General features: G+C 65.0%; 15 protein-coding genes. 10 read left to right on the top strand and 5 right to left on the bottom strand.

Annotated elements, in window-relative coordinates:
• Window positions 1-334 precede the first annotated feature (334 nt).
• Together ACWF9G_RS28940 and ACWF9G_RS28945 are read right to left on the bottom strand one after the other, a co-directional pair.
• The gene (locus ACWF9G_RS28940; RefSeq protein WP_452519176.1) at window positions 335-808 is read right to left on the bottom strand and encodes an NUDIX domain-containing protein; all 474 of its coding nucleotides are present in this window, start codon (window positions 806-808) and stop codon (window positions 335-337) included.
• Window positions 792-1553 carry a hypothetical protein gene (locus tag ACWF9G_RS28945; protein ID WP_452519178.1) on the bottom strand — a complete coding sequence of 254 codons (762 nt, stop codon included), beginning with the start codon at window positions 1551-1553 and terminating at the stop codon, window positions 792-794. Before ACWF9G_RS28945 ends, ACWF9G_RS28940 begins: the two co-directional genes overlap by 17 nt.
• A 229-nt stretch (window positions 1554-1782) precedes the next feature.
• On the opposite strand from ACWF9G_RS28945, the gene ACWF9G_RS28950 reads away from it, so the two are divergent.
• Window positions 1783-2043 carry a hypothetical protein gene (locus ACWF9G_RS28950; protein WP_452519180.1) on the top strand — a complete coding sequence of 87 codons (261 nt, stop codon included), beginning with the start codon at window positions 1783-1785 and terminating at the stop codon, window positions 2041-2043.
• Entirely contained in the window at window positions 2040-2372 is a 333-nt protein-coding gene (locus ACWF9G_RS28955) for a hypothetical protein (RefSeq protein ID WP_452519182.1), read from the top strand. Before ACWF9G_RS28950 ends, ACWF9G_RS28955 begins: the two co-directional genes overlap by 4 nt.
• Before the next feature lie 1018 nt (window positions 2373-3390).
• Here the strand turns inward: ACWF9G_RS28955 and ACWF9G_RS28960 are convergent.
• Window positions 3391-5331, bottom strand: coding sequence for an N-6 DNA methylase (locus ACWF9G_RS28960; protein ID WP_452519184.1), 1941 nt, complete (start codon window positions 5329-5331; stop codon window positions 3391-3393).
• Window positions 5332-5745: 414 nt separating this feature from the next.
• Between ACWF9G_RS28960 and ACWF9G_RS28965 the strand changes: the two genes are divergently transcribed.
• From ACWF9G_RS28965 to ACWF9G_RS28995, 7 genes are all read left to right on the top strand, one after another.
• Window positions 5746-6120, top strand: coding sequence for a hypothetical protein (locus ACWF9G_RS28965; RefSeq protein ID WP_452519185.1), 375 nt, complete (start codon window positions 5746-5748; stop codon window positions 6118-6120).
• Between the two features lie 85 nt (window positions 6121-6205).
• On the top strand, window positions 6206-6706 hold the full coding sequence (locus tag ACWF9G_RS28970) for a hypothetical protein (protein WP_452519187.1): 501 nt from the start codon (window positions 6206-6208) through the stop codon (window positions 6704-6706).
• Entirely contained in the window at window positions 6703-7281 is a 579-nt protein-coding gene (locus ACWF9G_RS28975) for an exonuclease domain-containing protein (RefSeq protein ID WP_452519189.1), read from the top strand. The genes ACWF9G_RS28970 and ACWF9G_RS28975 overlap by 4 nt, the downstream gene beginning before the upstream one ends.
• 56 nt (window positions 7282-7337) lie before the next feature.
• The gene (locus ACWF9G_RS28980) at window positions 7338-7928 is read left to right on the top strand and encodes a DUF4352 domain-containing protein (protein ID WP_452519191.1); all 591 of its coding nucleotides are present in this window, start codon (window positions 7338-7340) and stop codon (window positions 7926-7928) included.
• 53 nt (window positions 7929-7981) lie between these two features.
• Window positions 7982-8650 carry a DUF4352 domain-containing protein gene (locus ACWF9G_RS28985; RefSeq protein ID WP_452519192.1) on the top strand — a complete coding sequence of 223 codons (669 nt, stop codon included), beginning with the start codon at window positions 7982-7984 and terminating at the stop codon, window positions 8648-8650.
• Window positions 8651-8768: 118 nt separating this feature from the next.
• Window positions 8769-9194, top strand: coding sequence for a hypothetical protein (locus ACWF9G_RS28990; protein WP_452519193.1), 426 nt, complete (start codon window positions 8769-8771; stop codon window positions 9192-9194).
• A gap of 267 nt (window positions 9195-9461) precedes the next feature.
• Window positions 9462-9734 (top strand): hypothetical protein, encoded by a 273-nt coding sequence (locus ACWF9G_RS28995; protein ID WP_452519202.1) that lies wholly within the window; start codon window positions 9462-9464, stop codon window positions 9732-9734.
• Window positions 9735-9955: 221 nt separating this feature from the next.
• Here the strand turns inward: ACWF9G_RS28995 and ACWF9G_RS29000 are convergent, their stop codons facing one another.
• Window positions 9956-10519: a GNAT family N-acetyltransferase gene (locus ACWF9G_RS29000; protein WP_452519194.1), complete on the bottom strand. Its 564-nt coding sequence runs from the start codon at window positions 10517-10519 to the stop codon at window positions 9956-9958.
• 407 nt (window positions 10520-10926) lie between these two features.
• On the opposite strand from ACWF9G_RS29000, the gene ACWF9G_RS29005 reads away from it, so the two are divergent.
• Entirely contained in the window at window positions 10927-11502 is a 576-nt protein-coding gene (locus ACWF9G_RS29005; protein WP_452519195.1) for a hypothetical protein, read from the top strand.
• Window positions 11503-11788: 286 nt separating this feature from the next.
• On the opposite strand, the gene ACWF9G_RS29010 is transcribed toward ACWF9G_RS29005, so the two are convergent.
• Window positions 11789-12367 (bottom strand): dihydrofolate reductase family protein, encoded by a 579-nt coding sequence (locus tag ACWF9G_RS29010; protein WP_452519197.1) that lies wholly within the window; start codon window positions 12365-12367, stop codon window positions 11789-11791.
• Window positions 12368-12661 lie beyond the last annotated feature (294 nt).

Raw genomic sequence — 12661 nt, forward strand, 5'->3', positions numbered from 1 at the left:
AACGATCGGCTGGCCAACCGTAGCGACACAAGCAGTAGACGCTACGATGTACGCGCGGGCACGCTCGTTGCGCAATCCGCCAACCCATGCGACTCGAAATCGTCGGCCACGTTCCTATAACCGCGAGAGCTAAATGCGAGTTCCGCTCGGCCGGGGTTCAGCTGGACTTCGGGCGGCTTCTTAGAGGGTGGCCAGCGCCGGGCATCGAACTTCACTGCATCGAGTCCTGCAGTGCACTAGGGCGATTCGGGCTGCGATATCGTACGCACTGGCCCAGTGGGAGACTGGCGGCGGCATGGTCGATCCGTACTGCCGTAGCCCGGTGCACGGGCTGCTATCCGAGATACGGTACGCCCCGCTGCTCGGCGAAGTGTCCGAGCCGCAGCCGGACCGTGGGATGCACAGGCAATACCGACAACTCCTCCTGGCTGAGAAATCGAACCGCAGTCGACTCGCTACTGACGCGTAGCTCACCACCGGTCACACGACCGTAGTAGGTGACCGCGAACTCCTGCCGTACTTCGCCGTCCGAATACTCGATGACGTGCTCCGGATCGGTGTAGATCCCCAGCAGCCCGGTGATCTCGATATCGAGCCCGGTCTCCTCCTTCGTCTCGCGAACCGCGCACTGTTCGAGAGTCTCACCAATCTCCATGGCCCCACCCGGCAGCGACCAGTTACCGGAATCTCCCCTGCGCTGCATCAGGATTCGGCCGTCACTGTCCACCACCAGCGCCGAACTTCCGGGCACCAGGCTGTTGGCTTTCGGTGCATTCGGGTCCCGGTAGTAGTCACGCCGTGAGCTCATGCTCGAGTCCTTGTGGGTAGGGGGTCGCAGAACCCCAGATCTGTTCGAACTGCTCGACGAACGAAGAGAAGATCCCGTGCGGGGACAGCTTTCGCAGATGCAACGCCGGGTGCTGATATCCGCGGGCCCGAAACAGATATGGCGTAACGATCATCTGGTCGTCGAAGCGGAACACCGAGTTGTAGAGGTGGCTGGTGTGCAGCCCGATTTCACAGCCCGGGGTATTGATCAAGTTTCCCACCATGTTCAGCGCATTGCGGATCCGGCCGGCAAGGGTTCCGCTCATCTGTTCCAACGCATCACGCTCAGCGACGTGTGGGCAATCGGGGTCAGCGAACGCCAGCCGGATACGGGTCCCGTTGCGGCACTTCGCCTCCAGTACGTCCGCCGCGTTCGGCAGCAGTTCCATCACGAACGGATAGGCGTATCCGACGATGTCAATCTGCTCCTCTGCGCCGAGGAGCAATGCGGTCCACAGGTCATTGGGAATGTCCGCGCGGTGCGCGTAAGCGGCCTGCACTTCGGCGGTAGCCGACGCACCCGGGGCTAGATCAGGCCGAGTTTGCGGCCACAGCAGGTCTTCGGATTCCCCGAGAACCTGCGCGACCACCGATCGCGTCCGCCGATGTGGGACACGACCAGCCAACCAGCGGTTGACCGTCTTCGCATCGACACCCACCACCGCCGCCAGTGCGGACGAATCCAGCTTCGCGCGCAGCATCGCTGATTCCAGCCGCTGAGTCATACCCGAACCATACGGCGCATTTCTGGGACGCGCGGGACCTTTGAAATGTCCGCCGAAGCGTCCTGCACGCAGTTCACGTGCCCGCAGTTGACGCATAGCTTCGGTTCCGACACCCAGCAGCACGCAGCTTGTACTGGACCAACCACCGACATCCGACGGATTCACGACGTGATTTGCGGGCCAACATATCTCAGGCGCCCGGGATTCCATGCACCGAGAGGAGCCATCAATGACCACGCTGCTCGACCAAGCCCTCGTTCTCCGTATCCTGCAGCCCGGCGGACAACTCACCGACCGCCAAATCTCGGCCAACACCTCCCTGCCCCTCCGTCGAACCAGGCGCGCACTGAGAGCGCTCTACCTCAACGGGCTCCTCCGCCGAACCGTCCACCGCCCCGCCTGGGAGCTGTCGCCCTGTGGTCGCGCCTACACGGCGACACCCAGCGGCCAGGCCGTGCTCGACGTCCCCCGATCGGCACTCACCGAATGAAACCCACTGCCATCGGATACCTCCGATCCGACATCTCCGGCGCCGCCCAGAATTGGGATGAAATCCGAATACGTTCGCTGGCAAAGAGATACGGCTACGACCTCGCAAAAACCATCGTCTTCGACGCACGAACTCAGAACCCGACTACCCAGCTGATCAGCATTGCTCGGCGAACCAACGCCGAGGCCATCTTCACACCCGACCGACGACACGTTGGCACCAAGGTTCCCAGCCAGCTTGTCCGGGTTTGCGACGTCGTTACTGTCAACGATGAGCAAACCTACGCGAGGTGCTACGTCGTCGGCCGCGGTCGCACCACGCCCCCATGATTCGAGGGTGACCGCAATGCGCCACTTATGTCGTGATACCTCATACCGCCGAGGGGAGGCGCCCCGAAGTATCGGACGTGCCAGCCGCCGTGGGGATCAATGCTGGCCCTCAACCCTGAAGGCGACGGCACCCGCTGGTGGAATGGCACCCAAGTGGACCGAACACATCCAGACGCCACCCAGCACGTAGCCAGCTGAGCGACTCCGCGACACCGATACGTGTGCGTCATCACCAAGTATCGCGCTCGGCTCGGGATCGTCCTGGTCGACCCCGACTTCGTCGGCCAACACCCGAGCTGACGCTGCCGAAGCGGTCTGCAGCTAACGACGACAAGTCGATATCCGATCTCACATGCATGGCCGTCCACGCCTTTCGTTGCGAAAGGAACCGGGGCGGCATTCGGCAGAAAGGCGTGCTGATGACTATCACTGCTAGCCGACTCACAGTCGGGCTGCTCGCCACGGCCGTGGTGGCGCTGGCGGGGTGCAACGGAGACGCACCGTCGACTACGCCCACTTCCACCGGGTCGGTGTCGCAGAGTTCGCCCGCGCCAGAGTCTCCGCCTGTTGCTCCTTCTACCCCGGCGTCGCCACCAATCACCACAGACAGCACCACCTTGGACTCACCACCACCGGCGCCGCCCGCTCAATTGACACCGACTACCACGGCACCACAGGCGACATCACCTGCGAGCCAGTCGTCCGAGCCGACCTTCCTGTACTGCGAGAACGGCACCGCGATCTACAGTGGCCAGGCGTACGTCGTCGGAGACCCGCGCTGTCCACAGCCCACGCAGGCCAGCGACCCTTACGGCCGGGACTACCAGTGCGATGCGCAGGGGACCAACTGCACCTACCCTGACGGCTCTCCGGTTCCTGGTTATCAGCGGTGCGGCACCCGGTGTGGCGAAGCACCGACTTCCGGTGAGGTGCAACGCAAATGGATCGAATGCATCGCAGTGAAGTCGGAGGAGCAGTGTCGAGCGGAGCGATGAGAATACGGGCGTAGGATCGCTCGCTACTCGCGGCTTGGAGACAGTACCCCGGCTGTCAGCCCCGTCCCGATCAGCTCGGCAGAACTGAGGGCGGCATCCGCTGTCCGGGCCGCCGCCACTCGCAGCAGATGCAATCTTCGGAAAGCCTCCGCGTACGGCTTCTGCTCGGCGAGGCGCAGGATCGGGATTCGCAATCGGGACGGGTCGAGCCGGATCGTGGTCGAGCCGAACATCGCCGCCGAGTTGTCGGGGCTGCCGATGAACCCAGCGAAGAACCAGGGATCCATCCTGGTCGGGTCGGTCCGGAAGACGATCACGCCCGAGCCGGGAACCGCACCGATGTCGGCTCCCTCGGCGACGCGGGCACCTTGGGCGGCGCCGTGGTCGTCGCGGAACCGGGACACCAGGACGTCGCCTTCGCGAATCAGTTCGGCGGGCACCGCAACACCTGGCCCGGTGAGGCCGGAGGGGCCTTGTCCGGCGAGGAGATCGCGGCCGGAGAGCACGGGACGCTGTGGTGCGTCGGGATCTGCGGCTTCAGGGGTTGTCGGTACGAGCCGAACCGCCCCACCTCGTTCGAGATCACCGACGGTGGCGGTGCGCAGCGCGGTGTCGCCGCGGGTGGACCAGTCCTTCACCGTCTCGGCGACGCTGCGAAGTTCGGCGAGTTGCTCGCCGAGAAGGGCGATGGCGGCGTGCGCGGAGGCCGCCACGTTGCTGGGATCGATGGCGGCGCGGACTCGGCGGGCCGGCGTCAGGTCGACGTCGTCGTCGAGGATGTCCATCGTTCGAACGACCGCGGAGAGGTCCGCGACGGTGGCGGCGTCGACGTCACCGTCGTCGAAGGCGCGCCACGAGTCGAGGACTCGTTCGGCGAGAACTTGCCAATCTGATTGGGCGTCACCATGGCTGGGCAGTCGTGCCGAGTCGGTGAACAGCACCGATTCAGCGGGTTCCGCGCCGGGACGACGCAGCACCCAGATCTGCAGCCCCACCTGGCGTGGTGTCGATGCCCCCTGCGGCAGCGCGATCACCGCACGCAGGGCACCGCCGCGGAGCAGCTCCATGCGGATTCGACGACCAGATGTTCGGGAGGCGACGGCCGGCGGAAGAAGAACGACGGCAGTCCCTCCGACACGCAGGTGCGCGAGAATGTGCTGCACCCAGGCGAGTTCGGATTCACCGCGCGGCGGCACCGAATACTCCCAGCGGAGGTCGACCGCCAACGACTCCGCACCCCAATCACGTTGCGCATAGGGAGGATTGGCTAGCAGCGCGTCGAACTTCTCGCCGGGGAAGGCGTCGCCGAGCAGGCTGTCACCGGTACGGATATCGACCGTGGCGGCGGGGACCTTGGCATGCAGAAGAGCGGCGGTGCGGGCTGCCTGAACAGGGAGCACGTCCTGGCCCGCCAGCGCGGTGACACCGATCCGGGCTGCTTCGAGAAGGAGACTGCCACTGCCGCAGGCGGGATCGAGCAGGCTGCGCGGCGGTGGAGAAGCTGCGGCCGTGAGGATGTCGGCCATGAGAGCAGCGACGGGCGGGTCGGTCGGGTAGACACCGGTACTTGGCACCGCGTCCAGGCCGCGCTCGGCGAGCACATCCAGGACCTGCTTGACGTCGGTCGCGGCGATGGCGTCGCGAAGGGCTGCGTGCAGTGGCGTATCCGGCGCCGAAGTGATGTCACCTACCAGCTCCATCAGCGCCGGCACGGTGACTGGGTCGACGCCGGACCGCAGCACGGTGCGCAATTGCTGAAGCGGCGAGTCGGCGGTCTGCACCCCGTGGCCGCGCAGCCATTGCTGCACCTCGCCAAGATCGAACAGGGGTCGAGCCTCGGAGCCGCCGGTCACCGGGACCGGGAAATCGGCGTGCCTACGGCGCCAATTACTGACGGTGGCGCGGGTGACACCGGCCATCCGGGCGATCTCCGCTGCGGCGACTGTGGCGGTTGAGTCCGACATATGCCTCCCTTTCGACCTTCCACCACGTGGAGCGGTCGTCAAACGCAAGGTTACACCGTATGGGATTGACGATGTTTTCAACACTCGCCCCAGGCCCCGGCCAATGTTCACCCTGTGCGAGCTTGAAAACATTGTTAACCGCTTGACGGTTGGATGACGGAGCTGCTACGTTCTACCCATCGGCAACGCACCTCCCGCCGACCGCAGAGCAGACCGAAGTTGTTGCTCCGCAACAGTTCCCGACCACGATCCGGCCGTCGCACGGCCGTACTTCGTCGTGCCTTCCATCACCCGAGAGGAGAGCGTATGTCCACCCACCGACAAGCTCGACACCGTCGACACCGTTCAGGTAGCTCCCGTGCGCTGACTCTCCGGAATGGCGACGACCTGCGCAAACAGCGACTGCGGACCCCGGTGACGCGCTGCTTCCACGGCAAACGGCGGTACTACACCCGTGCTGATGCCGAGCTCGTCCTCGGTGGCATCGACACCCGCGACCCCCGACGTCGCGAGGTGCGGTGCTACCAGTGCCCCGCATGCCACGGCTGGCATCTCACCAGCCAGACGATCGAGCAGTACGCCGCCTCACCAACTCCGCCGGTCCGCGCGCCGATCAAGCTGGACGTTCCCGTCAGCACCAGCCCGGTGCCGACCCCGGCCCAGCTGGCAGCCCGACTCGGGGCGCGGCCAATCACCACACCCGCACCGCATCCTGCTCCGACGATCTCCCGTCTGCGCACGCTGTTCGACCGGATTCGGCGACAGCTCGCCGAGCGCCGCAGGCGCTGACACCCCTCGAATTCTCGCCGGGCAGGTGCTGCCACGGCGCGATCCCGCACGCCCCGATCGGGTGTTGCCGACCCACGGAGTTGACATGACAACGACTTTCGCGCCACCGCTGGTGGTGCTCGACACCACCGATCAGGAGCTCGTGGTCTGGCAGGTGAACATCAGTCCGGAACCGATGGTCTCGCGATTGACCGGTGCCTGGGTCGTCTCGCACAGCCGAACCACGACGATCCAGCACCTGGTGCACGGATTTCCTTCGGTGCGGTTTAGACCGATCGATCTCCCAGCCGGGGTCACCAGCTCAGCCGTGATCGAGGTGCATGCCACCGCCGACGCGGTGCGACGTGAAATCGCCTCGGCCGAGGCCGCATTCACTGCCGAAGTCGTCGGCGGCCGGAACCTCGAGCGTCCGCGGTGGCCGGTGCTGCCAGACGTCACACCGGTCAACGTCCTCGCCTTGGCCACTGCCATTGCCGACATCGCCCATGACTGGGCCGAATTCGAAGCACTCCGCCTCTCGCGGCCCTACCTCGTTCAGTGCGGTGGCCCGCGTATTCGACCCCTTCCCCTGGAGGAATCCCGATGACTCTGTCGTTCGCCGCTTTCGACGTCGAAACCGCCAACCCAGCCCGCGGCAGTATCTGTTCGATCGGCATTGCGATTGTCCGCGACGGTGTGCGGGTGCGGACTCACTCGCTGCTGTGCAGGCCGCCTGCCGCTGTCGACAGTTTCGCGCCGTTCAATGTGCGCGTCCACAAGATCACGCCGGCGACGGTCGCGGGCCAGCCCACCTTCGCCGAACGGCTGCCCGAGGTGCGAGCCCTGGTAGGTGACCTGCCGGTGATCGCCCACAACGCGACGTTCGACATGAACAACATGATGCGAGCCTGCGAATTCAGCGGTGCTCCACTCCCCCGGTGGACCTACGGGTGTTCATTGTCGTGGTCGAAACGGCAACTGCGGCTTACGAATTACAAGCTCAGCACCGTGTCGGCCGCACTCGGGGTTTCGCTCGAACAGCACCACCAAGCGGGAGCCGACGCCGCCGCGGCGGCAGACATCACCCTCGTCTTGGCCCGCCTTGCGGGCGCCGTCTCGATCGACGAACTGGCCCGGATCAACAGCTCACCACTCAGCGTGCTCGGTGGGGTCTACGGCTGATCGCGGCCGGATGCCGACAACTGAATACCAATTCCTTTCTCTCCCTAGGAGTCACGATGACCAACCCCCAGTACCCCGCCCAGCCCGGCTACCCGCAGGGACCCCACTACCCGCAGCCGCCGCGGAAGAAGAAGGTGTGGCCGTGGGTGGTCGGTGGAATCCTCGCCGTCATCCTGCTGATGTTCGGCGGCTGCGTCGCGCTGATCGGTGGTGCGGCGAACGAGGTCGCCAAGGCCGAGGAGAAGCGCAACACCGCAGCGCCGGCCGGATCGGAAGTCCGCGACGGGAAGTTCTCGTTCCTGGTCACGGGTGTGGAAGAACCGGTGACGGTGATCGGCACCAACGACATCCTGAAGGAACAGGCGCAGGGCGAGTTCATCCAGGTACACGTCGACGTGACCAACGTCGGTAACGAGGCGCAGCACTACTTCGGGTCGAATCAGAAGCTGATCGACGATCAGGGGCGCGAGTTCGCCAACGACACTGGCGCCGAGATCAACGTCAACGACCATCTCGCCGAGGAGATCAATCCCGGCAACAAGGTGTCGATCACCCTCGTGTTCGACGTGCCCCAGGGCACCGTGCCCGCCGCGGTCGAGTTCCACGACTCGGCGTTCTCCGGCGGCGCGCGCGTCGCACTGAAGTAGCTGGCTTCGGCGCCGGGACAGGTAGTCCCGGCGCCCTCGAACCGAGGACCCACATGACGAACCCGCCCGGCTATCCCTCTCAACCGCCCTACAACGTGCCGCGCCCATACCCTTTCCGGCCGCCACCCAACAACAATGCGCTGATCCTGTGGATCGCGGGCGGCTGCATCGGCGTGTGCATGCTCGGTGTATTCGCCATTGGCGCAGACACATCGGACTCGTCGAACCGTTCGAGCGCGACCACCACCACCCGCTCGGTCCAGGGCGCAGGCATCCCGACCGGTATTCCAGCGCCGACCACGGTCGCCCCGAAACCGGCCAAGAACCTGCCGGCGCCCGCCGGAACCGCGGTGCGCGACGGCAAGTTCGAGTTCCTGGTGACCGGCATCGACCAGGGCGACACGGTTCTCGGCGGCGGTTTCTGGTCCGAGCGGGCGACCGGCGAGTTCGTCGTGGTCCGGGTCCAGGTCACCAATATCGGCAACGAAGCCCGCACCTTCTACGGCACCAACCAGTACCTCTACGACGAGCACAACCGGAAGTTCGACAGCAGCTTCGGTGCCAACGCGGCACTGTCGGACGATTTCGGCAGCATCGAGCTCAATCCAGGTCTGAGTGTGACCACTGCCATCGTGTTCGATGTGCCGCCGGGGACTGTGCCCGCGGTGCTGCAGTTTCATGACTCGATGTTCTCGGGCGGGGTCAAGGTTCGGGCCGGCTAGCGCGAAATCGTCCGCAGCCCGTAGTTCCCATTCAGCCAGGAGAAGTCCCATTACGAACCCACACGAAACCCGAACCAAGCCGCGAACACTCGCCATTGTCATCGGTTCCCTCGGCGCCTTGCTCCTGATCGGCACTGCAGCCGGCATCATCGCGGCGTCTGTCAGCGAGAGCAGTGCAGTGGGGAAGCCCGCCACCGCCCACACCTCGACGGTCGCGACCACGAAAGCGCCGCCGGTGGCACCGCACTACGACGTGCCGAGCACGGACAATCTCGTGCCGGAGCTGACGGTGACTGAAAAGTCGTGCTATGGCTCAGCCGGTTGCAACTTCAAGTACGAACTGCAGGTGTCGGCCAGTCGCCCGGTGACCTTCGACCCAGCCAAGACCTATCGCGTGACTGTGGTCGTCGATGAAGGTACTTCGTGGGAGCGGATCCACTCCCTCAAGGTGACCGGCGACCAGACATCTGTGCCGAGTGGCAGTCTGAGCAGCGATACGCACGACACGCCGGTGCCTCGGATCCAGGCGATCGCGGTCGCGTGAATCACCACGATGTAGATGGGATATCGCCGCAGGCACGGCGACGCCGCACCGCTACGCGGTTCAACTTTGGAATATCCAGCGGTCGAACATATCTCAGATCCGGCGAGGCGATCACTGCTAACCTCGTTGGGTGTCTGGGGGCCTCGCGGAGGGGTCTACGTTCTCCACTGAGGACTATCCCGCTCTCTACCAATCTGCCGATTCGGCCTCGCTGCGGGGGCAGTTCCAGTTCCTGCGTGCTCATGGCGCGCGGCTGATCCTACCGTCATCGCAGCCGTATTCGCCGCGTTCACCATCCGTGTGGGCTCACACGGCATCGACGCCGCCGCGATCGTCACCACCGTAGCGTTCGTGGTGATGCTGGCACTGAACGTCTGGCAGCTGCGCGACCGTCCCGATCAGGACTGGTACGAGGGGCGGCTCAGCGCACCAGCGTTCTCCTCATCCAACGCACGCGCATCGGTGATGATCTTGGCGGCATCGACTTCCAGTTGCGCCGCGATCCGGATTCCTCCCACCCCCGTCAGTCTCGGGTCCTGATTCGGTTCTTCGTCGGGCCAGGTGAGCTCGACGACGCGGTCGGGTTCTACAAGCGCCTGCAGCAGACCTCCGCGGACATGCGGTTGCCCTATCCGGAAATGAACCTGGCGTTGGCGGCTGTCGGGGCGTTCTCTATCCACCACCGTCCGGCGAAGGACTGACACCCCCGCGCAGGAGTAGCGACCGTGCGGGGAGCTGCCGACGACCACGTCGTCTGCCGCTCAGGCTTTGAACGAGTGCAGAGCCGCGGCCAGCAATGTCTGCTCGGCGTCGAACTGCTCGAAGGTGCTGACCGGGCGGAATCCCAGGCGGACCGCGAGTCCGAGTGAACGCTTGTTCGCTGTCTGGGTGACGATCAGGACCGGCTGGTCGGGGAGTTCGTCTGCGGCTGCTCGCAATACGGCGGCGGCAGCCTCGGACGCCAGTCCCGCGCCCCAAGCGTCGCGCCGCATCAGATAGCCCAATTCCAGCTCCTCGCCGCCCTCGATGACTCGACCGGGCTGGTCCGGCGCGCGGCGTCTGAGCTCGAATGTTCCGATGAGATCACCGGTCGATTTGTCGGCGATGATGAAGGTGCCGGGCGCGTCGGTGGCGTTGGCCGCACCCCCGATCGCGTCGAGGTATCGCTCGATATCCTCCCGGAGACGTGGACCACCGATATAGGCCGCAACCTCCGCGTCGGTTCGTAGCTCGATGAGCCGCTCCCGATCGGCGTCACGCGCCTTGCGCAGCAGGACCCGCTCCGCGACGATCTCCACAGCAGACAGCATCGGCCACTGACTCATACGCCCCCCTTTGCTGATCCCGGAGCCACCGGCACCACCCTCGATACTAGGCATCGCCTGCTGCCCGTCCAGAACGGCGGCTGACGGCTACCGTCGCGCGGTCTGCAACGCAGGTCGCCGGTCCGTCGCTGCCCTTCCAATTGCACAACGACCCGGCCGAGAACATCTCGGCCAGGCCTCACATGTATCGAATCGGGTCGAGCTCCTGGTAGACCACCCGAGGAAACAACCCATCACAAGTAGGGAAACCTCGCCGACGCGGCCCCCCTAGGTAAAGCCGAGACGGCCCCACGACCTGTCGGCGGGGTTGCTTACATCGCCGATGACCGCGGCGCCGAGGCGACGGCGCCTTGGGCATGGGTAGGTGTCGACATGATCGGCGTAGATGGCATGGGACGATCGGTGCCATGCCGGAGATCGCGACGATTGTTCCTGTCGAGGGAGGTTGGCGGGTCCACAGTGGCCATGGGCGAGAGGTGGTCGTCGAGGACATCCGTCAGGCGGCATTCGGCATCGCCAGATTGATCGATCCAGATCGCTGGTACGACGTAGCGCGCAGCCTTGTTCTCGTCGACACGAGCGGCGCACATGTGCACGCTTTCACGGTGTTCTTCGACTGGAACAACGATGAGGCGCGTGTCCGCGCGATTGCCGACGAGGTTCCGCCGGAGGGCTGCCGGTGGTATCTCGAAGGTCCGGGTGTGCATTGCCTGCGCCCTGGTGGGACCCGGCTGGACGCGATAGCCGCGCTCGCTGCGGAACTTCGCGAAAACTATGGATTCACAGTCGACTTCGGATACGACAAGGACGAGTGGGACGGCGAGCCGGACCGCATCGCGCATCTGCTGCTCAATGCCGTCAACCGGGCAGCGCCGAGCGGCGTCGACGAACATCAGTTGATGCGGTTCGTCACCACAGCGCTCGGCGGAACTGTCACCATGACAGAGAGTTCGGACGAAACGTTCGAGAGCTACGTGCTGTAACGAGACCCGCCCCTGCCGTCGTCAAAGCGCCGAACGCTCGATTGCGTGTCCGTAGGCACAACGGCGAGGGCTCGCCGTCGACCGCGGATGTTGTCGCGTCCTGGACGGTTGGGCCGGGCAGTACCAGCGGTCGCCGCAATCAGCCGGGCCACCGCGCGGCCGAGTTCGGTGTCATAGTCGAGAGCGTGGGCGTTGCCGGCGGCCTCCGCCTCGACCTGGCCGAGTCGCTTGCCCTGACCTGTCCAAGGCAGCATGGGCCAGTACTCCCAGGTATTGCCGGGACATCTCAGGCATGGAGCGTCGGCCGGTAGGTGAGCTCTTGGATGTTGCCGTCGAGCGTCCGAGTTTCGATCAGTTCCAGGTCGAAATCCTCCGCACCATGGAAGATCGGGTCCAGACCGGTCTGGCCGGTGATCACCGGGAACAGCGTGACCTGGACTCGGTCTACCAAACCGGCAGCCATCAGTGCCCGGTTCATCGATAGGCTGCCGTGTGAGCGCAGCGGTACGTCGGACTCCTGTTTGAGTCGGGCGACGACGTCGACGGCGTCACCGCTCGCGATGGTCCCGGCCAGCCCGTCGAGGGGTTCTGTCAGTGTTGTCGACACCACCGTTGTCGGCAAGCTGATCATCCGGGTCACCCACGGGTCGCGCACCTCGGACTCGCTGGTGCTCGATGCCAGCATCTGCGCGAAGGCACGATACGTGTTGGCCCCGAAGACCATCCGCTGTTCCTGGCTGTACTGCTCGAGGCGATGGCCGAGCAGTTCAGGGCCTTGTTTGCCCCAGTAACCGGTCCAGTCGCCACCGGCGGCGCCGAAGCCGTCGAGACTCGAAAAGACGTCGAAGGTGTAGGTCGCGGGCATGATGTCCTCCTCGAATACGCCGATCAGGTGTATCGATACAGACGGGACGCAACGCCGAATCTCATCGGCGACGATGCAGGGAGTCACGCATCTCGCTGGTGCGGCCAGCAGGCCAGGTCGGTGGCTCCGTGGGAGCTGAGCGAGATGTGGACGTGGTCCGGCCCGTTGTCTTGGAACGCAAAAGGCCCTCCAGCAATGCTGGAGGGCCTTTCGCAATGATGTTCCGGCGGTGTCCTACTCTCCCACACCCTGTCGAGTGCAGTACCATCGGCGCAGGTGGCCTTAGCTTCCGGG

The organism is Nocardia sp. NPDC055029, assembly GCF_053608525.1.

What these genes read in the sequence shown, in the direction of transcription:
- ACWF9G_RS28940 (WP_452519176.1), bottom strand. Translation starts at nt 808, where the DNA reads ATGAGCTCACGGCGTGACTACTACCGGGACCCGAATGCACCGAAAGCC.
- ACWF9G_RS28945 (WP_452519178.1), bottom strand. Translation starts at nt 1,553, where the DNA reads ATGACTCAGCGGCTGGAATCAGCGATGCTGCGCGCGAAGCTGGATTCG.
- ACWF9G_RS28950 (WP_452519180.1), top strand. Translation starts at nt 1,783, where the DNA reads ATGACCACGCTGCTCGACCAAGCCCTCGTTCTCCGTATCCTGCAGCCC.
- ACWF9G_RS28955 (WP_452519182.1), top strand. Translation starts at nt 2,040, where the DNA reads ATGAAACCCACTGCCATCGGATACCTCCGATCCGACATCTCCGGCGCC.
- ACWF9G_RS28960 (WP_452519184.1), bottom strand. Translation starts at nt 5,331, where the DNA reads ATGTCGGACTCAACCGCCACAGTCGCCGCAGCGGAGATCGCCCGGATG.
- ACWF9G_RS28970 (WP_452519187.1), top strand. Translation starts at nt 6,206, where the DNA reads ATGACAACGACTTTCGCGCCACCGCTGGTGGTGCTCGACACCACCGAT.
- ACWF9G_RS28975 (WP_452519189.1), top strand. Translation starts at nt 6,703, where the DNA reads ATGACTCTGTCGTTCGCCGCTTTCGACGTCGAAACCGCCAACCCAGCC.
- ACWF9G_RS28980 (WP_452519191.1), top strand. Translation starts at nt 7,338, where the DNA reads ATGACCAACCCCCAGTACCCCGCCCAGCCCGGCTACCCGCAGGGACCC.
- ACWF9G_RS28985 (WP_452519192.1), top strand. Translation starts at nt 7,982, where the DNA reads ATGACGAACCCGCCCGGCTATCCCTCTCAACCGCCCTACAACGTGCCG.
- ACWF9G_RS29000 (WP_452519194.1), bottom strand. Translation starts at nt 10,519, where the DNA reads ATGAGTCAGTGGCCGATGCTGTCTGCTGTGGAGATCGTCGCGGAGCGG.
- ACWF9G_RS29005 (WP_452519195.1), top strand. Translation starts at nt 10,927, where the DNA reads ATGCCGGAGATCGCGACGATTGTTCCTGTCGAGGGAGGTTGGCGGGTC.
- ACWF9G_RS29010 (WP_452519197.1), bottom strand. Translation starts at nt 12,367, where the DNA reads ATGCCCGCGACCTACACCTTCGACGTCTTTTCGAGTCTCGACGGCTTC.